This is a genomic window from Brevibacillus borstelensis (assembly GCF_037834415.1).
GTDB classification, from domain to species: Bacteria; Bacillota; Bacilli; order Brevibacillales; family Brevibacillaceae; genus Brevibacillus; species Brevibacillus borstelensis_A.
Genome location: NZ_JAUMSJ010000001.1, coordinates 108,237 through 134,212 on the forward strand (window position 1 = coordinate 108,237; position 25,976 = coordinate 134,212).

Sequence of the window (25,976 nt, forward strand, 5' to 3'; positions counted from 1 at the left end):
AAAACATTTCGGAGAAGGGAGAGCGGGTTATGAAAACGATCGGGTTGATCGGCGGGATGAGCTGGGAGTCGTCAGCGGTTTATTATCGTTTGGTAAATGAGATGGTGAAGGCGGAAAGAGGGAATTTGCATTCGGCCAAATGCCTGTTGTTCTCCGTTGATTTTGCCGAAATCGCGCATTTGCAGCATGAGGGGGAATGGACGGAACTGGGCAAGGAGATGGTGCTTGCCGCGCAACGGCTGGAGGCTGCCGGCGCCGAGCTGCTTGTGCTGTGCACCAATACGATGCACAAGGTCGCGGAGGAGATCGAGGAGCAGGTTCCGCTTCCCTTTATCCATATCGCTGACGCTACGGCTGAATCTATCAAGGCCGCCGGTTTGACGAGGGTGGGCCTGCTCGCCACCCGTTTTACGATGGAAGAGGCGTTTTATACGGGAAGGCTGAGGGACAAGCACGGCCTCGATGTGCTCATCCCTTCCGCGGAAGATCGGGAAGTCGTGCACGAAATCATTTACAAGGAGCTTTGCCAGGGCGTGATCCGGGCAGAATCAAAAGGCCGATATTTGGAAGTGATCCGCCGCCTGATCGAACAGGGTGCCGAGGGAATCATTCTGGGCTGCACCGAGATCGGCCTCTTGATCGGGCAGGAAGACTGTACCGTGCCCGTTTTTGACACGACGCAGATTCACGCGGAAGCCGCTGTCCGCTACGCTCTGGGGGAGGGAGCCTAGCAAAAAGGACATGAAGCGATGCATTCGGCTACCATATTCTGCTTGCAGTAGGTAGTGCAATACGTAAGATAAGCAGGAGACGTGAAAGCTCCCTGCGGCGAACCGTAACGCCTGAAAGTCCTCCCCTAACAGATTTGCTCCCTATAAACAACCAAGGCTGCCATGTGTGAACGTGGCAGCCTTTCGTGTCAAAGCGAAAGCTTCCTTCAAGCCCCCGCTGTTACTCATCGCTGTTATGGATCTGTTCCTTGATCTGTGCCATCCGCGTCTTTCCCCACTCATACATCATTTCGACGATCGGCAAGAGAGTCATGCCGAGCTCTGTCATGGAATACTCCACCTTGGGGGGAACCTCCGGATAAACCTCCCTGTGAACGATCCCGTCTTCCATAAGCTCTCGCAGCTGATTGGTCAACATTTTATGGGATATTTTCGGGAAAAGCCTCTGGAGGTCGCTAAACCGATGCGGTCCCTCGACGCCTAGATGCCACAAAATGACGACCTTCCATTTTCCGCTGATGATGGACAAGGTAAGCTCTTTTTCACAATTAAAATCGCCATTTTTGAGCTTTTCCTGGATTTCTTTTCGCAATTTGTCTGACATCGCTTCCTACGCCTCCTTCTCCAATAGTAACATTTTCGTAACCATCGAACAAAAAAGTGCACTCTTCCCGACACCCGCAAATGGCGTTAGGATAAGAGTAACTTTTCGAACACATTTTGTTTATCATCCAGGGAGGTACGTATTTCATGGCGAAAAAAGCATTGCTTATCATACCACCAGACCGGTTTAATGAGGATGAATTGTTTAAACCGAAGGCAGAATTGCAAAAGGCTGCGATCGAAGTGACCGTTGCCAGTACGAAAACGGGAGAAATCACAGGAGACAATGCCGGCAAAGCAGAGGCGGAGGTAATTTTCTCCGATGTGTCGGCGAGCGATTTCGACGTGGTGGCGGTGATCGGCGGTTCCGGCACCATCGATTATCTGTGGGGAAACCAAGAGCTGATCAGCTATCTGAAACAAGCGTATGACCAGAACATTCTCGTTTCGGGAATCTGCGCGGGTTCGGTTGTGGTAGCGAAGACAGGCTTGCTGTCCGGACGCAAAGGAACATGCTACCCTGTAGATGCGATGATCAACGAGCTTGCCGCCAACAACGTCGAATACGTTCCCGAGCATGTCGTTGCCCACAAAGACGTCATTACGAGCGATGGACCGGACGGAGCGACAGAATTCGGAAAAAGCCTGGTGAAGGCACTCGCCTGATCTGTCTAGGTCAGGTTCGCCGAGAAATCCGGCGTCCAAACTTGAAGACTTTGCATGGGAAATGAATAAAGGCAAGAAGCTCGCGACCAGCCCAAAACATGATCGTTCATGTTTTGGGCTGGTCTTTCTTTATTTGGCAAACAGATATACAGTTAAAAACAACGAAAACAAAGTAAAAACACATTCTTAATGCTCGATTCACACACAATTTACAATTAACCCGTATCATGAGAGGTGATGAAAGGTTCTGAAAAAGAGAGGGAGAGGTTCATTATGAAGCGTTGGTACCATCCTTTGCTGGCATCCTTGTTGCTGCTTTCCGTCGCCGCCGGTTGCGGGCAGGCTCCAGGGACACAATCACAACAATCGACAGCCTCTGCGGGCAGCGATGCATCAGATTCATCCGAGCTCACCGTCTACACTGCGCTGGAAGACGACCAGATCAAGTCGTACCTGGAATCGTTCAAGCAAAGGCATCCGGAGACAAAAATCAATATTGTCCGGGATTCTACCGGCGTTATTACGGCCAAGCTGCTGGCGGAAAAAGAAAATCCGCAGGCGGACGTCATCTGGGGAGTAGCGGCTACCAGTCTGTTGGTGCTGGATCAACAAGGCATGCTGGAAGGGTACTCGCCCAAAGGAATTGAGAGAGTCTCTACCGAGTTCAAAGACACGCAGGAGCCGGCCCATTGGGTGGGCATTGACGCCTGGGAGACTGCATTTGCCGTGAATACGACAGAGCTTGCGAAGCAGAACCTCCCCATTCCGCAGTCCTACGAAGACCTGATCAAGCCGGAGTACAAGGGAATGATCACAATGCCTAATCCGGCATCGTCCGGCACTGGCTACCTGACCGTTTCAGCCTTGCTTCAGCTGAAAGGAGAACAAGAAGGCTGGGCCTATCTGGCCAAGCTGCACGAAAATATGGCTGTCTATACCCACTCCGGCTCCAAACCGGCAAAAATGGCCGCTTCCGGCGAGTACCCGATCGGCATTTCGTTTGGCTATCGCGCCATCGCCGAAAAGCAAAAAGGAGCGCCGGTCGAAGTCGTCTTCCCGCAAGAGGGCTCGGGCTGGGATGTGGAAGCAAACGCGCTTGTGAAAAAGCAAACGATCAAACCGGCTGCAAAGGAATTTCTCGATTGGGCGATCTCTGACGAAGCGATGAAGGCATACAACAAGAACTTTGCCATCGTCAGCGTCGAGGGGATCACAAGCCAGCTTCCGGAAGGCTATACGGTCGATCCGCTCCAGCAATTGATCAAAAACGACCTGAAAAAATCGGCAGCGAGCCGCGACAAGGTGCTGGCTGAATGGGAGAAGCGTTTCAACACAAAAAGCGAACCTTCGAAGTAAAGGAGTGCGGACATGAAACAGTCCTGTTTATCCATCCAGGGTGTGAGCAAGCGTTTTGGATTGTACACCGCGCTCCAGCATGTTTCCTTTGCCGTGAGCCAGCGCGAATTTGTTTGCCTGCTCGGCCCCAGCGGCTGCGGAAAATCAACGCTGCTGCGCATTTTGGCCGGACTTGAGCAGCCGACGACGGGTCGCATCGTACTGAACGGACAAGACATTACCGCGCGTCCCCCTGCGGAGCGCGGAATCGCGATGATGTTTCAATCCTACGCCCTGTTCCCGAACCTGACGACCGCCCAAAACATTGCCTTTGGCTTGCGAGAGAAAAAATGGACACGCACCGCCATCAGGGAGAAGGTGACGGAGGTACTGGCCATGGTGGATCTGGAGCAGGCGGCAGACAAGTATCCGGCGCAGCTCTCCGGCGGCCAGCAGCAGCGAGTGGCTTTGGCGCGGGCCATCGCGCTTGCGCCCGAGGTCCTGCTTCTTGACGAGCCCCTGTCCGCGCTGGACGCAAAGGTCCGCCAAAAGCTCCGCCGCGAGATTCGGCGTCTTCATGAAGAAACGGGTATGACTACGATCATGGTGACTCACGATCAGGATGAAGCCTTGACCATGGCCGATAAAATCGTCGTGATGGACCACGGGGAAGTTGTTCAGATCGGAACGCCAGAGGACGTGTACAATCGGCCGGGCAGCCCGTTTGTCGCCGATTTTATCGGAGCGATCAACTTTTTTGAGGGCTCCCGTTTCGGCGGACTTCTCCCGGATGAGAATGCGCTATTGGCGATTCGTCCCGAGCATGTGCGTCTGCTGGATCACGATTCGGAGTGCGGCATCCCTGCGGTCGTCGAGAGTGTGGAGTTCCGCGGTTCCTTTTACCGCTTGTTTTTGCACTTGCTCGACGGGCAGGAATCATCCTTTCCCCTTCGCCTGACGATCGACTTGCCTGCCACAATGCCCCAGCGCATGATGGTGAAGCTCAATCAAAAGGTACTGCTGGAGCTTCCGCTGGAAAAGCTGCTGGTGTTTGAACGGGATGCTTGGAAGGGCACAGGGTGAGGCGAATGGGGACATTGCTGAATTCAAAAATGGAAGCTGACAAGGATGCACAGGAGGGGACTCGCGAGGCCTCGCGTATGGACGCAAGGAGCCCCGCCAGCATGGGACCATTCTTCGACGCACGAGGTCAGAAGAAAGCAATCAGCCCCGCCATGATCGGCAGAGGCTGGCAAAAGGGAATCCTTGCTTTGGTGGTCTTGATCCTGGTGGCAGCTGTGCTGCTGCCCCTGCTGACCTTATTTCTCCGAGCCTTTTGGGACGAGCAGGGGAGCTTCGCAGGCGCTGCCAATTTCATCGCGTACTTTTCTGCGCCGTCGCTCGTCCAGTCTTTTGTCAATACGCTGTACATCTCATGCCTGACGACGATTATTGCCGTGACATTGGCCTTTTTGTTTGCCTACGCCTTGACGCGAACAAAGATCAAAGGCAAGGCGCTGTTTCGTTCCATTGCCCTGCTGCCGCTGTTTGCGCCGACAATGATGCACGGGATCGGACTGACCTATCTTTTTGGCAATCAAGGCTTGATCACGACCGGGATTTTCGGGCTATTGCCGTTCTCCTGGAATATGGAGCTGTACGGTGCCACAGGGATCGTGCTCGCGGAGGTCGTCTACGTGTTTCCGCAAGCCTATCTGATTTTGGCCGTCTCGCTTGCCTTTGCCGACTATCGCTTGTACGAGGCGGCCGACACCCTCGGAGCGCGCGGCTGGCGGAAGTTCTGGACGGTTACCATCCCTACTGTCAAATACGGTTTGATCAGTTCGGCATTTGTTTCGTTTACACTGTCATTCACCGATTTTGGCGCGCCCAAAGTGGTTGGCGGGCAGTATTCCGTATTGGCGACAGAGGTGTACAAACAGGTGATCGGCCAGCAAAACATGACGATGGGAGCGACCGTTGGCCTCTTGCTGATCGCGCCTGCCCTGCTGGCTTTTGCCGTCGATCGGATCGTGCAGCGAAAGCAAAACGCTGCCATCACGTCCAAGTCGCTGCCCTATCAGATCAAAGAAAACAAGCTTCGGGACACGATTTACTTTCTCTACTGCCTGGGAGTCGCCAGTCTGCTGCTGCTCTTGATGGGAGCGGTCATCCTGGCGTCGTTTATCAAGGTGTGGCCGTACAACCTGGCCTTTACGCTCGATCATTACGACTTCTCGCAAGCAGCGGGAGCCGGGATGGAGACTTTGTGGAACAGTGTGAAAATCGCCTTCTGGACGGCAGCGGTCGGGACAGTTTTCACCTTTGTTACGGCCTACGTCCTGGAGAAAATGCAGGTATGGAATGGCCTTCGCCAGGCAGGCTACTTTTTGTCCGTATTGCCGCTCGCTTTGCCGGGCATGGTCATAGGCCTTGCGTACATCTTCTTTTTCAACAATCCGGCGAATCCTCTGCACAGTATGTACGGAACGATCTGGATACTGGTACTGGCCAATGTCGTTCACTTTTTTTCCGTTGCCTTTATCACGGCCATGACCGCGTTGAAAAAGCTGGACCGGGAGTTCGAGTCGGCTGCGGAATCGATGGGAGCAGCCCCGTACAAAACATTTTGGCGAGTCACTGTGCCGCTGTGCCTGCCCGCGATTATCGAGATGGCCGTTTATTTCTTTATGAATGCGATGGTGACGATCTCGGCGGTGGTGTTCCTCTACGCGGCAGACTTCAAGCTGGCCTCGGTGGCGATCGTCAACATGGACGATGCCGGAGACATAGCCCCGGCTGCCGCCATGTCCGTTTTGATCGTCGCGATCAATATCGTCGCCCGCAGCCTTGCAGAGTGGATTTCGCTGATTTTGAAAAAGCGGACTGCCAAATGGCAGGCAAGATAGCGCGAAACAAGGCTGAGATCAGGCATTGCACCCAGCAACGCCGTTTTGCTGCCAGAGCCTATAAGTACGAGAAAATGCGAGAAAGCTGGTGAAAATATGATCAAAGCTGTAGTGTTTGACTGGGCGGGAACAACGATCGACTACGGTTGTTTCGCACCGCTCGCCGTTTTTATCGAAGTATTCAAGCGACGAGGGATCGATGTGACGCCCGAGGAGGCTCGCGAACCGATGGGCTTGCTGAAACGGGATCACATCCGGGCGATCTGCCGGATGGAACGGATTTCCGCCCAGTGGGAGCAGCGTTACGGCAAAAAACCGGACGAGGCGGATGTGGACGCTCTGTATACAGAGTTTGAGCCGATGATGTTTGCCGTTCTAAAAAAGTATGCGGTGCCGGTCCCGGGAGCGGTGGAATTGGTGGAGCGGCTCCGAAGACGCGGGTTGCAGATAGGCTCGACGACTGGTTATACCCGCGAGATGATGGAGATTGTGGCGGAAGAAGCACGAAAGCGCGGCTACGCGCCGGATGCGATCGTCGCTTCCGACGAAGTTCCGGCCGGCCGGCCAGAGCCATGGATGTGCTACGAGAATGCCAAACGGCTCGGAGTCTATCCGATGAGCGCGATGGTCAAGGTGGGAGATACCGTAAGCGATATTTGGGAAGGCAAAAATGCCGGCATGTGGACGGTCGGGGTCGTAAAAGGCGGCAGCGAACTCGGCTGGTCGCGCGAGCAAGTGGCAGCGGCCGATCCGGAATTGCTCGCACAAAAGGTTGCAGAAGCTGTGGAGCGATTCAAGCAGGCGGGAGCACACTTCGCTATCGATGAACTCGGACATTTGGATAAAGTGCTCGATGAGATCGAGGAACGTCTGGCCCGGGGGGAAAAGCCATGACAGCCAGACACAGCGAGCTTCTCGCCAACAAAGAAAGCGGACCGGACAACCCGTACCTGCTGCTGACGCCGGGACCGCTGTCCACCTCGCCAAGCGTCCGGGCCGCCATGCTCCGCGACTGGTGTACGTGGGACGACGATTACAATCAATTGGTCCAAAACATCCGTCGCAGGCTCGTTTCGCTGGCTGCCGGAGCGTCTGAGGGCTATACGTCTGTCCTGATGCAGGGGAGCGGGACCTTTTGCGTGGAAGCGGTGATCAGCTCGGCTATGCCAAAGGATGGCAAGCTGCTGGTCTTGACTAACGGCGCCTACGGCGACCGCATCGCCAAAATAGCCGCCGTGCACGGCATTGCGGCAGAGCATATGGACTTCCCCGAATTGGAGCCGGTTAGCCCGGACAGGCTCGCCGAAAAGCTGGAACAGGATTCCGCCATTACGCATGTGGCCGCGGTACATTGCGAGACGACCACAGGAATGCTGAATCCCATTGAGCAAATTGCCGGCGTGGTCAAACGCTTCGGAAAAGTTCTGATCATCGATGCGATGAGCAGCTTTGGCGGGATACCGCTGGACGCGGCAGCGCTGGAAGCCGATTTTCTCGTCAGCAGCGCCAACAAGTGCATCCAGGGCGTTCCCGGCTTCGGCTTTGTCATCGCCAAAACGGCGTCGCTTGAGGCGTGCAAAGGGCGGGGGCGCTCCCTCTCGCTCGACTTGTTTGACCAGTGGGAAACGATGGAGAAGCACGGCGGGAAGTGGCGTTTTACCTCTCCCACGCATACTGTTCGGGCTTTTTATCAAGCTCTCGTGGAGCTGGAGGAAGAGGGGGGCGTCGAAGCGAGGTACAAGCGCTACGCTGCCAATCAGCGCCTTCTGGTCGAGGGAATGGAGGAGCTCGGCTTTGCCTGCCTGCTTCCGGCGCGCTGGCAGTCTCCGATCATCACCTCGTTTCGCTATCCCGATCATCCGGCGTTTCGCTTTGAAACGTTTTACGAACGCTTGAAGCAGGCGGGATTTGTCATCTATCCGGGAAAAATTTCACAGACGGAGACCTTCCGGATCGGCAATATCGGGGAAGTGTATGCCGAGGATATCAAGAGATTGTTGCAGGCTGTCAGAGCCAACATATATTGGCGCTAAAACCAGAGGTCCGACCTTGACCGCCGGGAGGGCCCGGACGCGGCGGCTGGCGGGAGCGGGCACCGGATTCTTGATTGTACCGCCCAATTCCTCTACAATTCTCAAGAGGAAGGAAGAGGAAAACGTACGGGCTGGGGAATGAGACCACAGTGGGTAAGCCGGGAGAAGCGTTTGCTTTGGTCGTGACCGCTGCGTAAGTGAAAAAACGGCCTTATCGAGATAGACAGGATCGCTCAATTGAATGAAGGAAGAGCGGGCAGGGGGCGTAACGGTGTGTCGTTGAACGGGGAGGAACGGAAAAAAACCATACTTCAGCTGCTGGATGCCCAGGGCAAGGTGCGCACCAACGATCTGGTAGAGGCGCTGCAGGTTTCTTCGGAGTCCATCCGTCGCTACTTGGAGGAGCTGGAGGCGGAAAAGAAGCTGAAGCGCGTGTACGGAGGAGCAGTGAAGCCGCGGCAGGAGCGGGCCGAGCCTTCTCATCTGTCGCGGGAGGTACTCAGAGCCGAGGAAAAGAAGCGGATCGGACGAGCGGCGGCAGCTCTGGTGCAGGACCAGGACACGATCATTATCGACGAAGGAACGACAACCTTGCAGATGATCGAATTCCTTGCAGACAGAAAGGAGCTTGTCATCATCACCAGCTCGGTCACTGCTCTGGCCATGCTCGTAAGCTATCAAAATCAGGGACTTCTGTCCGCCGAGCTGTTTTTTCTCGGCGGCAAGGTGAATGCCAAGCATCACCGCGTAGCCGGCGCCTTCGCCGAGAAGATGATGAGCAGTTTCTATGTAGACAAAGCGTTTTTATCCGTTGACGGCATCATGACGGACAGGGGGATCACCTGTTACGAGCTGGAGAGAGCTTTGTTGGCCAAACGGTATATCGAGCATGCCAGTGAAGTGATCGTCATGGCCGACCATTCCAAAATCGGCACGAGCACCTTGTGTCAGGTGGCCGATCTTGCGGCGATCGACATGGTGATCTGTGATGAAGCGGCACCGGAGGATTGGCTGTCCGATCTCGAAATGAACCAGGTGACGTGGGTAAAAGCGGAATAACAGATAAACGAAAACAAAGAGACGTGGTATCCTGAAAACAGGAGACTGCGTCTTTTTGTTGCCAGGACCTGCGATGGGAGGAAGAAGGAAATGATCGACAGATTGGATCATCTTGTGCTTACCGTAAAGGATGTGGAGGCCACCTGCGCGTTTTACGAGCGGGTGCTGGGCATGACGGTTGTGACGTTTGGCGGCGGGAGATTTGCGCTGCAGTTTGGGCGGCAAAAAATAAATCTGCATCAGGCCGGGCATGAGTTTGAGCCCAAGGCCGACCATCCAGTGCCGGGCTCTGCCGACCTTTGTTTGATCGCTTCCGTCCAGCTGGAGCAGGTTATAGCCCATTTGGAGGCGTGCGGGGTCCCGATTTTGGAAGGACCGGTGGACAGAACGGGGGCAGTCGGAAAAATCCGCTCGGTCTATTTGCGGGATCCCGATCAGAACCTGATCGAAATATCCGTTTACATAGAGGATTAGCTGTGCCCGACAGCTGCGGACGAAGCGTGGTTTCCAGTGCGACTGCGGGATGGAACGGCTTGTAACCGGGGTGGAGTATGATGGTGCCAACTCCATTGCCCGCGTTTTTCAGGCTGCATGAAATGGGGGCGTAAATCAAATGGCAGATGGAAGAAACAGGAATAGGGACAAAACGCTCGCCGAAGTGGAAGCGGTACTGGGAGCGTACAGGCCGGGGATTATGGGAGAACAAGATTTCTCCCGCTACAGCGTACTGATCCCCCTGGTAAAGGGGGAAGATGGACAATTATCTGTGCTGTTTGAAAAACGGGCCGCTTCGATGCGGAGACAAGCGGGGGAAATCTGCTTTCCCGGCGGCCGGATCGACCCGGAGGATGCGTCCGAATGGGACGCCGGGCGCCGGGAGACGAGCGAGGAGCTGGGATTGCCGCTCGCATGCATTCGCTTCGTCGGAAGACTGGATACGTTGGTTACCCCTGCCTCCTGTATTTACCCCTTCGTCGGCTTCCTCGATTCCTTGGAGGAGCTGGGTCCAAATCCTGCAGAGGTAGGCGAAGTGTTTTTAGTGCCGTTAGCCACGCTGCTTGCGGCAAGCCCTGACATGTATCAGGCGAAAATGCGGGTAGAGCCGGGGCCGGATTACCCATACCACCTCATACCGGGCGGAGAAGAGTACCCGTGGCGGTATGGCGCTGTCTCCCACTACTTCTACCAGCTGGAGGGACGGGTTGTGTGGGGGCTGACAGCACGGATTCTGGCTCATTTTATCGACTTGGTGCAACGGGAAAAAGAGTGGAAATGACCAGAGAGGAGCGAGCTTTCATGTGGATCGCGAGTGAAGTGACGAGGAGACTGGGAATAGACCTGCCGATCATCCAGGCGGGAATGGCCGGGGGTACGACGACTCCGGAGCTGGTTGCCGCCGTCTCGCAGGCAGGTGGACTCGGTACGCTGGGAGCGGGCTATATGAGCGGCGAACAGATTCGAGCGGCGATCCGGGCCATCCGCGAGCTGACCGACAAGCCGTTTGGCGTCAACCTGTTCATCCCGGAAGAAGAGAGCGGAAGAACGGCCCCGGGCGAAGCAGTCCGGCAGATTATGAATGAGACGAGGCGGCGTCTCGGCATCCCGGAGGATCCCGAGCTCGGGAAGGTCGCGGAGCCGTTCGAAGAGCAGATGGCCGCTGTGCTGGAAGAGCGGGTGCCTGTGTTCAGCTTTACATTTGGCCTCTTGGACAAAAGATCGATGGCGGAGTGCAAAAAGCGCGGCATCGTCGTCATGGGGACGGCTACGACGGTACGGGAAGGCGTGGCCCTGGAAGCAAGCGGCGTGGACATGGTGGTGGCCCAGGGAAGCGAGGCGGGCGGGCACCGCGGTTCGTTTTTGCCGGATTCGCCGAACAACCTGGTCGGACTGATGGCATTGATTCCGCAAATGGCAGACCGGCTGTCCGTTCCGGTAATTGCCGCAGGGGGGATTATGGACGGCAGAGGAATCGCCGCCGCTTTCATGCTCGGAGCGCAGGCAGCTCAGCTGGGCACTGCGTTTCTCCTGACGGAAGAGAGCGGCGCTCATCGTTTGCACAAGCAGGCTGTACTGTCGGCAAGCGATGAGGAGACGGTTCTGACCACGGCCTTTTCCGGAAAAGCGGCTCGCGGTGTGAATAATGAATTCATGCGGCTGCTCGCCCCTTACGCCGAAGACATCCCGTCGTATCCGGCGCAAAACGCCATGACCCGCGATATTCGCCAGGCTGCGTCCAGGCAGGAGAGAAGCGAATTTCTCTCCATGTGGGCCGGGCAGGCAGGGGCGCTGGGGAGAACGCTGAGCGCCGGACAGTTGGTGAGCAAACTGGTGGAAGAGACGGAGAGCTTGCTGGGGAAGCGGTGAGCGCGGCGATTTGATTCGCGACCCGGAAGAGGTAACTCCGGAACTTCTCCCAACATCAATCCGGTGGACAAAGCAAGGGGCAGTATTCTGACAGCGAAAACTAGGAGCGGTTCACCGACAGCTCCTCTTTCGCTTTCGTACTCTCTTTCGCAAGGATAAAGAATGGCTTCGCAGAACAATCCGGCGGAGCCTTTTTCTTTTTCCGTCCCCTGCAGGAGTCTGAGCCATTGGTCAATTGTTTCGCGAAAGGTTATTGGTTACAATGGATTCGTTCTTACGAATATTCGATGTACTTTCAGATAAAGGGGACAGAAACGATGAAAAAGTGGCTAGGGCTCGTTCTTGTCGCAGGATTTGCGGTATCGACAGCGGCGTGTACGCAAGTGGAGAAGGCACCGGAGGCGGCCATGCAAGTAAAGCCGGTCGACCTTTTTGCGGGAGAGGCGCAAAAGTTCAAACCGTTTTTAGGATTGATGTCCGGCGCGGTACAAGTAAAATACGGCGGTCACAGTAACGAGATCAAAACGACGCTGGAAGTGTGGGAATACGGCAAAAAGACAGAGACTCTCGGGGAGTTTGGGGAAAGCATCAGGGATAAAGACGACAAAGAGGGGCTATACAGCTTTGACGGGGAAGCGATCTTCTCCGTGAAGGGCAGCCAGGGAGAGGACCCGAACAAGACGCATTACGAAATCACGATTGCCCTCACCAATAAAAATGGCTCGTCCAGCAGCAGTCAGCTTGATTGGGTTGTCGATGCGAAGCAGGTCGCCAGCAGTCCGATCGAGCTTTCGGAGGAGCTGAATTTGCAGGATGGAGAACGTGCCGCGGTATGGGGCATGCAGGCGACGGATGAAGGCACAATCAGGACCGTTGACTTTACACCGGAATCATTAAAAAACGCGAAATGGGCATTGCTCGTTTTCATGTCGGCCGGGTCAGGGGAAACACCAGCCCCGTAGAGTTTTTTCCCCCTGTTTGTAAAGAAATTTCGACCTACCTGCCAATAACTTTCAAACCTATAATGAGCGTACATACAAAATTAGGGAAAAACGGGGGGTCTGAAATGAAACGGGCAATGAAACAAGCATGGAAACAGGGGGGAGCCCTGGTGCTTTTGTCCTCGCTGCTATTCGTCGCCGCCTGTAGCAGCGGCGGCGGCGCCAGCACGGGCACACAGCCGCAGGCCGGTTCGACAGCGCCTGCGGACAATTCTGGAAGCGCTGCCAAAAAGGAAGTAACCTTGTCGCTCAGACATACGCAAATCAAGGAGACCAGCAAAACAAGACTGAAAATTTTGGAAGATGTCGTCAAAAAGACAGAAGAAAAAAATCCGGGTCTGAAAATCGAACTGGAAGGCATGGATGAAAACGTCAACCGCGACCAAAAGCTGAAAGCGGAGATGGCGGCGGGGAATCCTCCGAAAATCTTCGAAATGTTTGGCGGCGCCGATACGAAGCTGTACGTCAAGGCCGGGCGGCTGCTTGACTTGACCGACTTTCTGGCCGAGTCGGGCCTCAAAGACAAGTTCGTCAACCTGGAGGAGTTCACGGTCGACGGCCGCGTCTACGGTCTGCCGATAGGCGGGTATGCCGAAGGATTTTTCTACAATAAAAAGCTTTTTGCCGAACTGGGTCTCAGCGTTCCGAAGACATGGGAGGAATTCAGCGCCGCAAGCGAAAAGCTGAAGGCGGCGGGCAAAGTGCCGATTGCGCTCGCGGCCAAGGACGGTTGGGTCAACGCGATGCTGTTCAACACGATTCTGGAGCGGAATGCCGGGATGCCGGCGATCGAAGGACTGGTCAGCGGCACGCACAAGTGGACCGATCCGGAAATCGTCAAAGCGCTCGCCGACTACGCTTCTCTCGTAAATGCCGACTACTTTACCAAAGGGGCGCTGGGCCTGCCTTACTCGGATCAGGGAGCCCAGTTCCTGCGCGGAGAGGCCGGCATGGTCTTTACCGGGAGCTGGGATGCCACCCGCTACAGCGGCGACGAGGCCGGGGATTTGAAAGGGCAGATCGGTTTCTTCCCCTTCCCGGCGATCAGCGGAGGAAAGGGCGACCAGACTTCGATCAACGCCGGCTACTCCAACGGCTTCGGCTTCTCCAAAGACCTGACCGAGGACCAAAAGCAGATGGTCTACGCCTTTATCAAGGAGCATTTCAACGAAGAGGTGCAAAAGCGGATGCTGGTGGAGGACCGCGTGCTCCCGTCGATGAAGCTGAGCGATCTGTCCGGCGCCGATCTGCTGATTACCGAGGTCATCCAGGCGATCAACAGCGCCAGCAGCACCTGGCGAGCGTATGATGCCGTCGTGCAGCCTCCGATCAAGCTGGCTGTGGAAAATTCGCTGCAGGAGCTGATCGGGAAGGTAAAAACGCCGGAGCAGGTGGCGGAGCGTCTGCAAAAAGAACAGGACAAGGCGAATCAGAGCAAATAGTCATTCCAAAAGATTCCAAAGGGCCAAATAGCAGGATGAAAGAGGAGCCACTTCGCCAAGTCAAGTGGCTCCCTCTCTTACCGTTTACGCTAAGTGGCGAAAGTGGAGGCATGCAATGAACAACGTGTTGACAAGACCGTGGCTTTTTTTTATGTTTTTGCTACCAGCAATTGGATTGTACGTCGTATTTATGGGAATTCCGCTGGTCCAGTCTCTTTACTATGCTTTCTTCCAATGGGACGGCGTGACAGAGATGACCTTTGTCGGCGTGGACAACTTCGCCGAGCTGCTGGAGGATGAGGTGTTTCGGCGCTCCTTTTTCAACAACGTCTCCTTCATCCTGTTCAGCACCTTCATCTCCATGCCGATCATCGTGGCTGTCGCTCTGCTTCTGAGCCAGGTGAGAAGGTTTCATACCTTTTACCGAACAGGCGTCTTTCTCCCGACCATTCTTTCCACGGCGGTAGTGGGGGTCCTGTGGCTCTACATTTACCATCCGGACGCAGGGCTGCTCAACAATCTGCTTCGCCTGCTTCATCTCGACAGCCTCACCCAGTATTGGCTATCCGATCCCAAGTGGGCGATGATCAGCGTCCTTGTCGCCAACGCCTGGCAATGGACCGGCTTTTACGTCGTGCTGGTGCTGGCGGCCATACTCGGGGTGCCGCGCGAACTTGGGGAAGCGGCGGAGATCGACGGGGCCAATGTCTGGCAAAAGACGTGGTACATCACGCTGCCGCTGATCCGCCCTGTCCTGGTGGTCATCTTTTTGCTAAACGTGTCCGGCTCGATGAAGGCGCTCGACATCATCATGGTGATGACGGAAGGCGGGCCGTTCCAGACGACAGATGTGATGGCCACCTACATGGTCACCAAGGCATTCCGTGAATACGAGTACGGCTACGGAAGCGCGATCGCCGTCGTTATCTTTCTGCTCACGCTGCTGTTTGCCTGGATCATCCAGCGGGCCAACAAAAACGGGCAGGAGGTGCTGCACTGATGCGCGCCTGGCTGTACCGCCGGAATGTCATTCCCCACACGCTTTTGACTGTATACGTCCTCGTCACCTTGTATCCGCTGGTCTGGCTGGCGATTTCGTCCCTGAAGACGCCGCGGGAAATCACCGAGAGCCCCTGGGGGCTGCCTTCGAGCCTTCAGTGGCAAAACTACGTGGAGGCGTGGAAAACGGCGAAAGTCAGCACCTATTTCTTTAACAGCCTGTACATCAGCACGATTACCTGTATCTTGATCGTCATCATCGGCTCGGCTGCCGCCTTTGCGATCACCCGGATGAATTTTCCCCGGATGAGCAGCTGGGTCTACCAGCTTTTCCTGCTGGGATTGGTCGTGCCGGGCGGAGCGCTGCTCATTCCTCTCTACCGTCTGCTGCAAGAGCTGAAGCTGATCGACACGCACTTGTCCCTGATTTTGATCAACGCCACCTTTGCTCTCCCCGTCACGATTTTTATTCTGTCGGCTTTTATGAAGGCGATCCCGCGCGAGCTGGAGGAAGCGGCGGTCGTGGACGGCTTGGGCGCTTTCGGCTTGTTTGTGCGGATCATTCTTCCGGTGACGATGCCGGCGATCGTGACCGTATTTATTCTCAACTTTATCAATGTGTGGAACGAATTTATCATGGCGCTGCTGTTTCTCTCCAAGGAAACGCTGCGTACCCTGCCAGTGGGCATGTCCGTGTTCAAGGATGCGTTTCAGACAAACTATGCGCTGCTGTCCGCGGCGGTCATGTACAGCGTCGTGCCCGTCGTGATCGTCTACCTCTTTTTGCAGCGGAAAATCATTGAGGGGGTAACGGCGGGCAGCGTGAAAGGATAATCCGTATGCTCCGCAACCTGCGCCATAAATTGATTGTCGCGTTTATCGGATTTATCATCATACCGCTCTGCCTGCTGGGGACCGTTACGTATGTTCTTTCGCAAAACGCCATTCAAAAGCGCTACGGAGAACATACGGAAGAAACGCTGAAGGCTTTGGGCAGAAATCTCCAGTACGTTCTGTCGGAAATCGGCAATGTCTCCGACGCCGGGATCACCAGTCCCGCCCTTCAGCCGTTTCTCACCGCCAGCGCGGACTCGTCCGCCAATGAGCTTCTGGAGACAAACGAGGCGGAGATGGCGCTGCGGCGCGTTTTTTTCACCCATCCGGCCGTCCAGTACGTGGCCTTGTACCGGCTCGATGGGCGCATGTTCAAAACGTTCCGCCCACAGGGGCAGACGATTCCGTATGAGACGTTTATCCGGCATCCGGTGATCGAACGCGCTGCCCGGAAAAACGGCCTTCCGGCGTGGATCGGCCCCTACGAGCAGCCGGATCTGAGCGCGAATCCCGGGATGTTTACGCAGGTGCGCCTCGTCAAGGACATGAACACCTTTGAGAACAGAGCCATTTTGCTGATGGAAGTGAAACTAAGCGAGCTGCACCGGATGTTTTCCCAGACGCCTTTGTCCTATCGGCAAAACGGCCGCTACCTGATCGCAAACAAACAGGGGACGGTCCTGTACGATTCACGAACGGAGCTGGGCGGCACCGGCCTGCTAAAGACGGCTCCGTTTCAACCTGATGCGGAGTACCAAAGCTACCGGGGGATGCTGCAGGAGGAGGACAGCCTCTTTTCCGTCTACAAGCTGCCAGCAAGTGACTGGTATCTCGTTTCAGTCGCGTCCTGGGCCACTGTCTCCCGGGACAGCACGACGATTACCCGCTGGGTCGGAGGGGTCCTGCTGCTTTCCCTGATCGCTGCACTCCTGTTCAACATGCTGTTTGTCAACAGGATTACCCAGACGATCATACAGATCGTCCGTTTGATGAAACGGGCCGAGCGGGGGGATCTCGCGGTTCGGGCGAAGCCGTCCGGGGATGACGAGCTGACGCGGCTGGCCGGAGGGTTCAACAGCATGGTCGGGACGATCCAGCATTTATTGGAGGAGGTGAAGCGGGAGCAGGAGCGCAAAAAACGGGCAGAGCTGGCGCTGCTCCAGGCGCAGATTCACCCGCACTTCCTGTTCAACACCCTGGAGTCGATCAATGCGCTGGCGATCCAGAACGAAGGGCAAAAGGTAAGCCAGATGATTTACCGGCTCGGCAATATTCTCCGCATCAGCATCAGCGACCGCGAGCACATCCCGATCAAGCGCGAGCTGGAGCATTTGCGAAGCTATCTGGAAATCCAGTCATTCCGGTTTGAAAATCTGTTTTCCTACGAGATTCAAATCCCTGCCCATCTGCACCAGTATTCCATCCTCAAGCTGACCTTGCAGCCGCTCGTGGAGAACAGCATCCAGCACGGCTTTGAAGGGATCCGTCACAGAGGATTCATCTCGATCACCGCCGAAGAGCGGCAAGGCTCGATCGTTCTGACTGTCCGCGACAACGGCAAAGGCATGACGGCGGATCAGCTGGCCCAGCTGGCTGAGTCGGGGAATCTGACGGGAGGGCAGGAAAAGGCGTCGGCAGGCCGCAGTTTGGTGTCGGCCCGAAGCGCAACGAACAGCTCTTTGCCGGAACTTGCAGACCGCCGTGGCCTGGGTGTGGCCAACGTGGCCGACCGGATACGAATCTCGTACGGAAAAGCGTACGGCCTCTTTCTGTGCAGCATGCCGGGCGAAGGAACGACGGTGCGGTGCGTGATTCCGAAGTACAGTCAGGAGGAGTTGTATGAAGCTGAGCGTCATGCTGGTGGATGACGAGGTTCATATTCTGAAAAATTTGAACATGGTCATCCCGTGGGAGCTGCTCGACATGCAGGTCGTCTCTCTGGCGCAAAACGGGGCGGAAGCATGGTCGGCCTTTCAGGAGCATCGGCCCGATCTGATTTTGTCCGATATTCGCATGCCGATCATGGACGGAGTCTCGCTGGTCAAGGAAATTCGCGATGCGGGCGAGCCGTGCGAGGTGATCATGCTGACGGGCTTCACCGATTTTGAGTACACGCGCTCGGCGATCCGCTACGGTGTCAAGGACTACATCGTCAAGCCGATCAACTACCAGGAGCTGCACGAGGTAATCGCGAGGGTGGGCGGAGAAATTCGGCAGCGCAAGCAGGCTCGTTCGATGGAGGAAAAAGTGTGGCGGGAGTTTGCCGAGCTGGCCAGGCAAAAGTACCTGTTCGACGCGCTGATGGGGCAAGCAGCCGGACATTGCCATTACACGATCGCAGGGAAAACGGAGGGGGCGAGGGAGAAATATGCGGTGCTTGTTGCCGATCTGGACGATTACCCGCAGCTCGCTCGTCACTGGAGCCATGAGGAGCGCAACCTGTGGAATTTTTCCGTGCAAAACGTGCTGCGCGACTGCTTTGCACAGGCTGCGGGAAATGCCTCGGTCCTGACGTTGCGCGAGGGAGAGTGGTGTCTGCTGGCGTTGCGGGATCGTCCCGTGGAGGAAGCGGAAATCCGCTCCTGGGCAGGCCGCTTGCAAAAGGCCGTCTCCCGGCATCTCTCCTTTTCGCTCAGTGTCGGCTATTTTACGGAAATCGTCACCGTCCAAAAGCTCTCCGAAGTGTATCAACAGGTGAAAAAGGCGATTCACTTCGATCTTGCGCACCACGAGAAGGCGATTTTTGCGGTTGAGCCGGACACGCAGAGGTCGGGTACGGCTGAGTGCGCCTGGTGGAGTCTTCTCGAAGAGCTGTTGTCCGGTTTGAAACGGCACGAACTGGCTTCGATCAAACGGACGCTTGCCCGCATGCGCGATGACCTGCAGTCTGCGTCCAGGTATTCGTTGATGCGGACGGAACAAATCTTGCGCTATTTCCTGCTCCATCTGGTCCGGGAAATGAAGGACATGCAGATCATCACCGGGCAGCTGGAGGAGCTGGTCTGGATGAAGCTGGAGCGGGCGCACGGGATCAGGGAGCTTTTACAGGTGATCAACCGGGTGCTGGAGGACAGCATCCGGGACAGCGTCAAAAAGAAAACCGGCGACGTGTTGATGATCGGAGCCAGGGAATACATCCACAAGCACCTCACCCGGGATTTGGGCGTAGAAGAGGTAGCGGGGCATCTCGGCATCAGCTCCAGCTACTTCAGCCTCTTGTTCAAGCAGCATACGCGCCTCACTTTTGTGGAGTATTTGACGCAGCAGCGAATGGAGCGTGCCCGTTTTCTCCTGTCCGTGAGCGGAAAAACGATTCATGAGATCAGCCGGGAGGTAGGCTATCCGGATCGGCGGTATTTTTCCAAGGTGTTTCAAAAAAACACCGGACTTACACCGTCGGAATACCGCGAGCAGGCCATGCAAAAAGAATGAGGGAGTGGAGCGAAATGAGGACGGTCGGAAATTTGAGCTTGCGCGAAAAAATCGGTCAAATGCTGGTGTGCGGCTTTGACGGGCATCAGCCGACGGAAGGGATACGCAACCTGATCCGGCACTGCGGGCTGGGCCATATCATCTACTTTAGCCGCAATGCAGGTTCTGTGGAACAAGTGCACAAGCTTTCCAGCGAACTAAAGCAGTGGGCTGCCGAGCACAGCGACATTCCGCTGGGCATCGCGATCGATCAGGAGGGCGGCATGGTGACGCGCGTGACGAGCGGGGTGACTCCCTTGCCTGGAAACATGGCAGTCGGAGCTACCCGGGATGAGTCGGCTGCTTTTGAGTTGGCTAGGATCAGTGGAAGTGAACTTCGTTTACTTGGAATAAATATAAATTTTGCCCCTAGTGTCGATATCAACAACAATCCGCTCAATCCGGTGATTGGCGTCCGCTCCTACGGGGAAACGGCGGAGCTGGTGAGCAGGATGGGAGTTGCGGCGGTTCGCGGCTTTCAGTCGGCAGGGATCGCCGCGACCGTGAAGCACTTCCCCGGACATGGGGATACGAGCGTTGACTCGCATTTTGACGTGCCTGTTCTCCCGCTCGACCGTAAGCGTTTGGAGCAGCTGGAGCTGGTGCCGTTCAAAAAAGCGGTCGAAGCTGGCGTAGACATGGTGATGACAGCCCATATCGTGCTGCACGAGGTCGAGCCGAGGAAGCTGCCGAGCACGTTGTCTCCCGCCGTGATCACGGGTATCTTGAGAGAAGAATGGGGCTATGACGGTGTCGTGGTTAGCGATTGCCTGGAGATGGACGCGATCGCCGCTAACTACGGCGTGGGGCCGGCTGCCGTTATGGCGGTGGAAGCGGGAGTCGATCTGGTCATGGTCAGCCACCGGTACGAACGTCAGCGGGAGGCGTTTGAAGCGCTCTTGCAAGCAGTCCAAAGCGGCAAAATATCCGAGCAGCGCATCGACCGATCCGTCGTCAGAATCTTGCGGCTGAAGCAGCAGCGCAGGATGGAGGAGGCCATGCTTCCCTGGGAAGCCGTCGAAGCACGGCTGGAAGCAGCGGAGGAGCGGCGGACCGCCGAGCGTATCAGCGAGCAAAGCATCACGGTCGTCAAGGATGAAGGGAAGAACCTGCCGCTGCGAAGAGGGGCGGACACGTGCGTCATCTGGCCGGTGGTTAGGGCGGCCAACGACGCGGACGAACGGTATGCGGACAAGGAGACGCTCGCCTATTATTTAAGCGGCATGGGGATGCGGATTTCCGAGAAAGTAGTGGGAACGGACCCGGCGCCGAATGAGATTGCCCAGGCAGTGGCAGCCAGCAAAGGCTTCGGGCAGGTCATCGTCGCCACTTACAATGCGGCCTTTTTCCCCGGCCAGTCCCGGCTTGTCGACGAACTGCTCGCCGTCCACGGGAACCGGCTGATCGTAGCCGCCATTCGCAATCCGTTTGATTATTCCCTTTTTCCTGGGGCGGGGACTTATGTATGCAGTTATGAAAGCAGACCGCTCGCCATGCAATCGCTGGCACGGGTGCTCACGGGCCGCGTTTCGCCTGCGGGAAAGCTGCCGGTCACCCTGTCGACAAACTTTGCCTTCGGCTGGAGAGGGTAGTTGCGTTACAATAGAGGAGGACAAAAATCGATGAACGAATTTCAAGTCAGAGCGATTACACCGGAAGACAGGGGATGGCTGGCAGGCTTTTTGGAACAGCAGTGGGGCAGTCGGCAGATGGTCTACGGGGATCAAGTGTACCATTGCGACCAGCTTCCTGGTTTTGTCGCCCTGTACGGGGAAAAGACAGCGGGCTTGGTTACGTATAAAGAGACTGAGGATGGTTGGCAGATCGTCTCTCTGGACAGCCTGCGCGAGGGGATGGGGATTGGCAGCGCCCTCATGCTCGCGGTAGAGCGGGCGGCTGCGCAAAACGGAATAAAGCGGATATGGCTGCTGACGACCAATGACAACCTGAACGCGCTGCGATTCTATCAAAAGCGCGGCTACGAATTGGTAGCGGTACGGCGAAACGCTGTGGAGCAGGCGAGAAGGCAGAAGCCCTCTATCCCCGTGATTGGCACGGACGGCATCCCTTTGCGCGACGAGATCGAGCTGGAAAAGCCGTTCAAGCGGGAATAGATTTTAAGCGGAATAGCGTTCAAGCCGTAGTAACGCGCAAGCCGGAGTAACGTAATGCCGAAATACCCGTTACAATTAGCCGTTCCGTTAAGACCAAGGCAAACCCGTTTGCCTCCCCCGTTCACTCGCAGCTCTCCTGGCGAAAAAGAGTCTCGTAACAAGCAGCAGCAATAGATGGAGGGATATACAATGACAAATAGATTTGCCCTGCGGGGAAGGGTAGTAGCGAACGGACAGGACATCCTGGACGGACTGGTCGTGATAAATGGAGCAGCCATCGAGTACGCAGGGGCGGCAGACGGGTACGGCAACGCTTTGCCCGATCGCGTGGAGCGGGTGGAAAACGGCTTTCTTTGTCCGGGCTTCGTGGATATGCACATGCACGGGATCGCCGGGAGCGACACGATGGACGGGACCCCTGAGGCCCTGCAGACGATTTCCCGGGCGTTGGCGGGCTATGGCGTCACTTCGTTTTTGGCGACCACGATGACCGCGCCTTATCCCGATCTGGAAAAGGCGATCCGCAATGTGGCGGAAGTATCCCGGCAGGGTACTGTCGGCGCCTCCATCGTCGGAATCCATCTGGAGGGGCCGTGGATCAACCCGAGGTATAAAGGGGCGCAAAAAGAGGAAAACATCGCAGTCCCCAAGCTGGAAGATGTTCGCCGCTTGTACGATCTGGCCGATGGTTTAATGAAAGTAGTAACGATCGCACCGGAACAGCCCGAGGCGATCGAAGCGATCCAGTGGCTGAAGGAGCAGGGTGTCGTCGTTTCCGCCGGGCATACGGGCGCCAGCTTTGCCCAAGCCGGGAAAGCCGTGGATAACGGCGTCTGCCACTTCACCCACTGCTTCAACGCGATGACGGGGCTGCATCACCGCGAGCCGGGAGTGGTCGGCGCCGCCATGTACCACGAGCAGCTGAGCACCGAGCTGATCGCCGACGGCGTGCACGTACATCCGGCCGTCATGCGGATTTTGTACCGCGTCAAATCGGCGGCTCGGCTCGCGCTGGTCAGCGACTCCATGCGCGCGGCGGCATTGGGCGAAGGCACGTACGATCTGGGCGGACAGGAAGTGAATGTCCGCGGTTCGGAAGCCCAGCTGGCAGACGGTACTCTGGCCGGGAGCATCCTGACGCTGAACCGCGCCGTGCGAAACATGGTCGAGCTGTCGGGAGTACCGCTCGCGGAAGCTGTGGCAATGGCATCGGAAACGCCGGCGACAATCCTCGGGCTCGGTACGCAAAAAGGACGGCTGCAAGCCGGGTTTGACGCCGATCTGGTCGTGCTTGGCGACGATTTTGAAGTGCAGTTCACGTATGTCGGGGGAGGGCTTGTATATCGGAGTGGAAGAGTAGAGTGAAGGGGGCGCAGTTTCCCTTTCTGCTTGGTAAGAGATTGCAGTGATAAGCTTAATAGATAACAGTGAAAGACCGCCTGACTTATTAAGCTAAAGGCGGTCTGTTTTTTGGTAAATAGAAACTTATAGATTATATATACACATTAGTCCAACATAGCGTAACTTCGAATGAGTGAAAAAACAAGACTAGTGCATTCTTGATTCTAAGACTCAGCAACCAAAGAGTTTGATTAAGCAAATTTTCTTAAGGTTCCATTTCGTTTTCAGTCGTAAATTGCAGTAGTGTCTGGGCAAAGGTTTCAAAAATCTTATAAAGGTTACTTGATATTCAGAGGGATGCACGAAACGACTAGATTAGTAAAAATATAGTTAAATATGGAGGATTATGTAACTTTTTCTCTTATGCAACGTCAATGTAAATAGGAGGTGGTATCTACTATGTAATAAAAAGATGTTAGGGAATTTAAAAATATTAATTACGAAAGGTGATAGCAAGATTAATGAAAAAATTTTTATCGCTAGGTTTAGCTCTCTCGCTTGTGGTTGTAGGTAATTTTACTTTAATTGATGGTGCATCAGCTAAAATATGTGACAACGACCCTACGTCAAGTTCAGGTTGCACCCATGATTACGACGGTTCGTGGACCTATAAAAGTGGGCAGTCAGGTAGTTATAACAAGGATCATCGCATCATTTCAGAACGAGCAGGTACTTGGTACGAATGGGGTATGGGAAGTCTACCAGCAGGGCGTGCAACATTAGAAGCATACTTAGCAAATGTGGATTTTACAAATAGAGAAGCTATGTATTATGTATCGCACCAGGGTTGGACATATGAAGAGCATGTTGGTTCTATCAATCAATATTCAGCTAGATCGGGTTGGAATGAAGTAGGGACCATAAGGCTAGATTCGGGTAAGACATGGGTTATTTTATATGGCGAGGATGAGAGTGGAAGATCAAACACCCAGACAGGTGCTGACGCTGTTTCTCTGTGATAAATGATTATAATGAAAGGGAGGTTTTAACAGATGAAAAAGAAATTTGTAGCAATTCTTGCAACTTCCTTAGTAGGCCTTGGATTGACTGGATTTTATACACTTAAAGGAACTGCAGCGGAATCTCCGTCAAACGATAGTAGTCAGCAATACTCTTCACTTGAGGCGAACTCCACTATTAATTCCTCGGTTTCAGTTCAAAGTAAAATGCTGAATGCTATCGATTATTATCAAAGTGCTACAGGCTCTTACCGGGCTATACTTACACCAATTGGCGTAGATGAGATAGTAGATTTTGAGGTTTATCGGGGAGAAAATCCTCGAAGCCATGTCAAAGTAATGGACAACAAGAGCAAAGTACTTAAGGAAACAGCATTTGACGGAAAAATGTTTATGTCAATTAATCATACCAATAAAACATATTTACAAAATAAAACAGCAACTCAACAGCAAACTGTGGCACTCGACCAGAATACTCCTCGCTCATATAAAAATGATCAAGGAGAATTGGCATTTGTAAAAAGGCAGGACCCCGCTTTCTCAGGAGTGGCAAATGATGTATTATTCCCTCAAGACTATGCGTTTTGGTTAACACCTAACAATCATAAAGTAGTCGGAGAAGAAAAACTGTTAAATCGCGCTACAATCGTCATTGAAGGGGAGCATGACGATCCAATTTTGGCTGAGAAACATCAATCTACCCATTTTAAAATGTGGGTAGACAAGGAAACGGGCGTATTGCTGAAGCTGGTGGAGACAAACAGCAAGAATGAAGTGACGAACTCGATTGAGGTTCTGTCTATCGAGTTTGACAAACAGCCGGATCTTTCATCCTTGTCCAAAAAGCAAGCGATTCCGACGGGGTATAAGGATGTCTCGAAAAAGCAGAGAGATCCTCAAGCGAGAGAACCCAAAAAATCTGCAAAAGAAAGCGGGAAATGATTGCTGCGATCCTTGAGGAAGGGCAGTCCCAAAAGTCTGGTTCAGACGAAGGGACTGCCCCTTTTCGGTGCATGGTTGGCGAAAGTTTGCGATCTGTGAACGGCTTGCTAAGTATACAATCGCTTACAAGAGAAGCCGTCTTTTGCTAAAACACGGACAGCAGATGATGAGGAATCTTCTCGGCATCCACGTCTACGCACACTTCGATTTCATGGCCTTCGCTCGGCTTGGTCCGCAGATCGGCGACAACCGAACCGGCACAGTACACGCCCTCAGTCTCGATGCTCACTTTCATCGTTTGCGTCCGAACCACCCATGGCATCCGAGCGACCAGAACGGTGAGCGGATCGTGCGTCGGGCAAGCGCCCATCAGGTTGTCCACCTGCCAGTAGAAGCGGAAATAATGCTGCAGGGCGTCGTTCATGTACTGTACGATCGGCTTGTTTTCCGGACGGCAGCAGCCTGCGGCTGCATCGAGGTGCTGCTGCGTCAGTCTGACCTTCATGGTAACGTCCAATCCGACCATGGTGATTTTGAGGCCAGATTTCATGACAGCGGCGACTGCCTCGGGGTCCCCGCGGAAGTTGGCTTCCGCTCTCGGCGTCACATTGCCGGGAGCAAAGACAGTTCCGCCCATGATAAAGACGCGCTTCACTTTTTTCGGGAGCTCGGGATCGATCTCGAGCGCTTCCGCCAGGTTGGTCAATCGGCCGAGTGTGACCAAAGTCAATTCCCCGCCCAATTCATTTGCCTTGCGGACGATAAACTGGGCTGCCGTCTCGGAGAGCGCCTTTTGCTCGGAAGCAGGCAGGTCGACGTCACCGATCCCGTTGTTGCCGTGGACGTGGGAGACCGGGCCGGCCCATTCGCGGGTGAGCGGCTTGGCGGCTCCCATGGCTACCGGCACCTCGTAGCCGGGATTGGCCAGCTTGATCAAGCGCAGGGTGTTGTCGGTTGCCTGGGCTACACTGGCGTTGCCGAATACCGTAGTGATGCCTTCTACTTTGACGTCTGGGGCTTTCAATGCGTGAAGGATGGCGAGCGAATCGTCAATCCCGGTGTCTGCGTCGATGAGCATTCTGATTACGTCTGTCATGGCAATTACCTCCAAAA

At 55.0% G+C, this 25,976-nt stretch carries 24 protein-coding genes; 22 read left to right on the forward strand and 2 right to left on the reverse strand.

Features of this window, described 5'->3' with window-relative positions; genetic code table 11:
- Positions 1-29: 29 nt before the first annotated feature.
- On the forward strand, positions 30-731 hold the full coding sequence (locus Q3F21_RS00485) for an aspartate/glutamate racemase family protein (RefSeq protein ID WP_340249013.1): 702 nt from the start codon (positions 30-32) through the stop codon (positions 729-731).
- 220 nt (positions 732-951) lie between these two features.
- Here Q3F21_RS00485 and Q3F21_RS00490 read toward each other — a convergent pair whose 3' ends face one another.
- Positions 952-1,335, reverse strand: a complete 384-nt coding sequence (locus Q3F21_RS00490; protein ID WP_340249015.1) for a winged helix-turn-helix transcriptional regulator — start codon at positions 1,333-1,335, stop codon at positions 952-954.
- 146 nt (positions 1,336-1,481) lie between these two features.
- Between Q3F21_RS00490 and Q3F21_RS00495 the strand changes: the two genes are divergently transcribed.
- The 21 genes from Q3F21_RS00495 to Q3F21_RS00595 all read left to right on the forward strand — a co-directional run bounded on the left by Q3F21_RS00495 (position 1,482) and on the right by Q3F21_RS00595 (position 24,863).
- A complete protein-coding gene (locus Q3F21_RS00495; RefSeq protein WP_340249017.1) occupies positions 1,482-2,000 on the forward strand; it encodes a DJ-1/PfpI family protein in 519 nt (172 codons plus the stop codon).
- Positions 2,001-2,273: 273 nt separating this feature from the next.
- On the forward strand, positions 2,274-3,356 hold the full coding sequence (locus tag Q3F21_RS00500) for a putative 2-aminoethylphosphonate ABC transporter substrate-binding protein (RefSeq protein WP_340249020.1): 1,083 nt from the start codon (positions 2,274-2,276) through the stop codon (positions 3,354-3,356).
- Between the two features lie 12 nt (positions 3,357-3,368).
- A complete protein-coding gene (locus Q3F21_RS00505) occupies positions 3,369-4,418 on the forward strand; it encodes an ABC transporter ATP-binding protein (RefSeq protein WP_340249022.1) in 1,050 nt (349 codons plus the stop codon).
- A 101-nt stretch (positions 4,419-4,519) separates the two neighbouring features.
- A complete protein-coding gene (locus tag Q3F21_RS00510) occupies positions 4,520-6,244 on the forward strand; it encodes a putative 2-aminoethylphosphonate ABC transporter permease subunit (RefSeq protein ID WP_425341198.1) in 1,725 nt (574 codons plus the stop codon).
- Positions 6,245-6,340: 96 nt separating this feature from the next.
- Positions 6,341-7,138: a phosphonoacetaldehyde hydrolase gene (gene phnX / locus Q3F21_RS00515; RefSeq protein WP_340249024.1), complete on the forward strand. Its 798-nt coding sequence runs from the start codon at positions 6,341-6,343 to the stop codon at positions 7,136-7,138.
- Positions 7,135-8,277: a 2-aminoethylphosphonate--pyruvate transaminase gene (gene phnW, locus Q3F21_RS00520; protein WP_340249026.1), complete on the forward strand. Its 1,143-nt coding sequence runs from the start codon at positions 7,135-7,137 to the stop codon at positions 8,275-8,277. The genes phnX and phnW overlap by 4 nt, the downstream gene beginning before the upstream one ends.
- Positions 8,278-8,550: 273 nt before the next feature.
- Positions 8,551-9,336, forward strand: coding sequence for a DeoR/GlpR family DNA-binding transcription regulator (locus Q3F21_RS00525; protein ID WP_340249029.1), 786 nt, complete (start codon positions 8,551-8,553; stop codon positions 9,334-9,336).
- 90 nt (positions 9,337-9,426) lie between these two features.
- Entirely contained in the window at positions 9,427-9,810 is a 384-nt protein-coding gene (locus Q3F21_RS00530) for a VOC family protein (protein ID WP_340249031.1), read from the forward strand.
- 139 nt (positions 9,811-9,949) lie between these two features.
- The gene (locus Q3F21_RS00535; RefSeq protein ID WP_340249034.1) at positions 9,950-10,612 is read left to right on the forward strand and encodes an NUDIX hydrolase; all 663 of its coding nucleotides are present in this window, start codon (positions 9,950-9,952) and stop codon (positions 10,610-10,612) included.
- Positions 10,613-10,632: 20 nt separating this feature from the next.
- Entirely contained in the window at positions 10,633-11,700 is a 1,068-nt protein-coding gene (locus Q3F21_RS00540; RefSeq protein ID WP_340249035.1) for an NAD(P)H-dependent flavin oxidoreductase, read from the forward strand.
- Between the two features lie 317 nt (positions 11,701-12,017).
- Positions 12,018-12,662, forward strand: a complete 645-nt coding sequence (locus Q3F21_RS00545) for a hypothetical protein (protein ID WP_340249038.1) — start codon at positions 12,018-12,020, stop codon at positions 12,660-12,662.
- Between the two features lie 104 nt (positions 12,663-12,766).
- Positions 12,767-14,143 (forward strand): extracellular solute-binding protein, encoded by a 1,377-nt coding sequence (locus Q3F21_RS00550; RefSeq protein WP_340249040.1) that lies wholly within the window; start codon positions 12,767-12,769, stop codon positions 14,141-14,143.
- 115 nt (positions 14,144-14,258) lie between these two features.
- On the forward strand, positions 14,259-15,143 hold the full coding sequence (locus tag Q3F21_RS00555; protein ID WP_340249043.1) for a carbohydrate ABC transporter permease: 885 nt from the start codon (positions 14,259-14,261) through the stop codon (positions 15,141-15,143).
- A complete protein-coding gene (locus Q3F21_RS00560; protein ID WP_340249045.1) occupies positions 15,143-15,976 on the forward strand; it encodes a carbohydrate ABC transporter permease in 834 nt (277 codons plus the stop codon). Before Q3F21_RS00555 ends, Q3F21_RS00560 begins: the two co-directional genes overlap by 1 nt.
- A gap of 5 nt (positions 15,977-15,981) precedes the next feature.
- A complete protein-coding gene (locus Q3F21_RS00565) occupies positions 15,982-17,844 on the forward strand; it encodes a cache domain-containing sensor histidine kinase (RefSeq protein ID WP_340249047.1) in 1,863 nt (620 codons plus the stop codon).
- Positions 17,816-19,408 carry a response regulator gene (locus Q3F21_RS00570; protein WP_340249050.1) on the forward strand — a complete coding sequence of 531 codons (1,593 nt, stop codon included), beginning with the start codon at positions 17,816-17,818 and terminating at the stop codon, positions 19,406-19,408. Before Q3F21_RS00565 ends, Q3F21_RS00570 begins: the two co-directional genes overlap by 29 nt.
- 14 nt (positions 19,409-19,422) lie before the next feature.
- Positions 19,423-21,039 (forward strand): glycoside hydrolase family 3 protein, encoded by a 1,617-nt coding sequence (locus Q3F21_RS00575; RefSeq protein WP_340249052.1) that lies wholly within the window; start codon positions 19,423-19,425, stop codon positions 21,037-21,039.
- A 30-nt stretch (positions 21,040-21,069) separates the two neighbouring features.
- The gene (locus Q3F21_RS00580; RefSeq protein WP_340249054.1) at positions 21,070-21,561 is read left to right on the forward strand and encodes a GNAT family N-acetyltransferase; all 492 of its coding nucleotides are present in this window, start codon (positions 21,070-21,072) and stop codon (positions 21,559-21,561) included.
- A gap of 189 nt (positions 21,562-21,750) precedes the next feature.
- Positions 21,751-22,926: an N-acetylglucosamine-6-phosphate deacetylase gene (gene nagA / locus Q3F21_RS00585; RefSeq protein WP_340249056.1), complete on the forward strand. Its 1,176-nt coding sequence runs from the start codon at positions 21,751-21,753 to the stop codon at positions 22,924-22,926.
- A gap of 497 nt (positions 22,927-23,423) precedes the next feature.
- Positions 23,424-23,921, forward strand: a complete 498-nt coding sequence (locus Q3F21_RS00590; RefSeq protein ID WP_340249058.1) for a hypothetical protein — start codon at positions 23,424-23,426, stop codon at positions 23,919-23,921.
- Between the two features lie 33 nt (positions 23,922-23,954).
- Complete coding sequence (locus tag Q3F21_RS00595; RefSeq protein ID WP_340249060.1) at positions 23,955-24,863, forward strand: hypothetical protein; 909 nt, start codon at positions 23,955-23,957, stop codon at positions 24,861-24,863.
- A gap of 145 nt (positions 24,864-25,008) precedes the next feature.
- On the opposite strand, the gene Q3F21_RS00600 is transcribed toward Q3F21_RS00595, so the two are convergent.
- On the reverse strand, positions 25,009-25,959 hold the full coding sequence (locus Q3F21_RS00600) for a nucleoside hydrolase (protein WP_340249063.1): 951 nt from the start codon (positions 25,957-25,959) through the stop codon (positions 25,009-25,011).
- Positions 25,960-25,976: the final 17 nt, after the last annotated feature.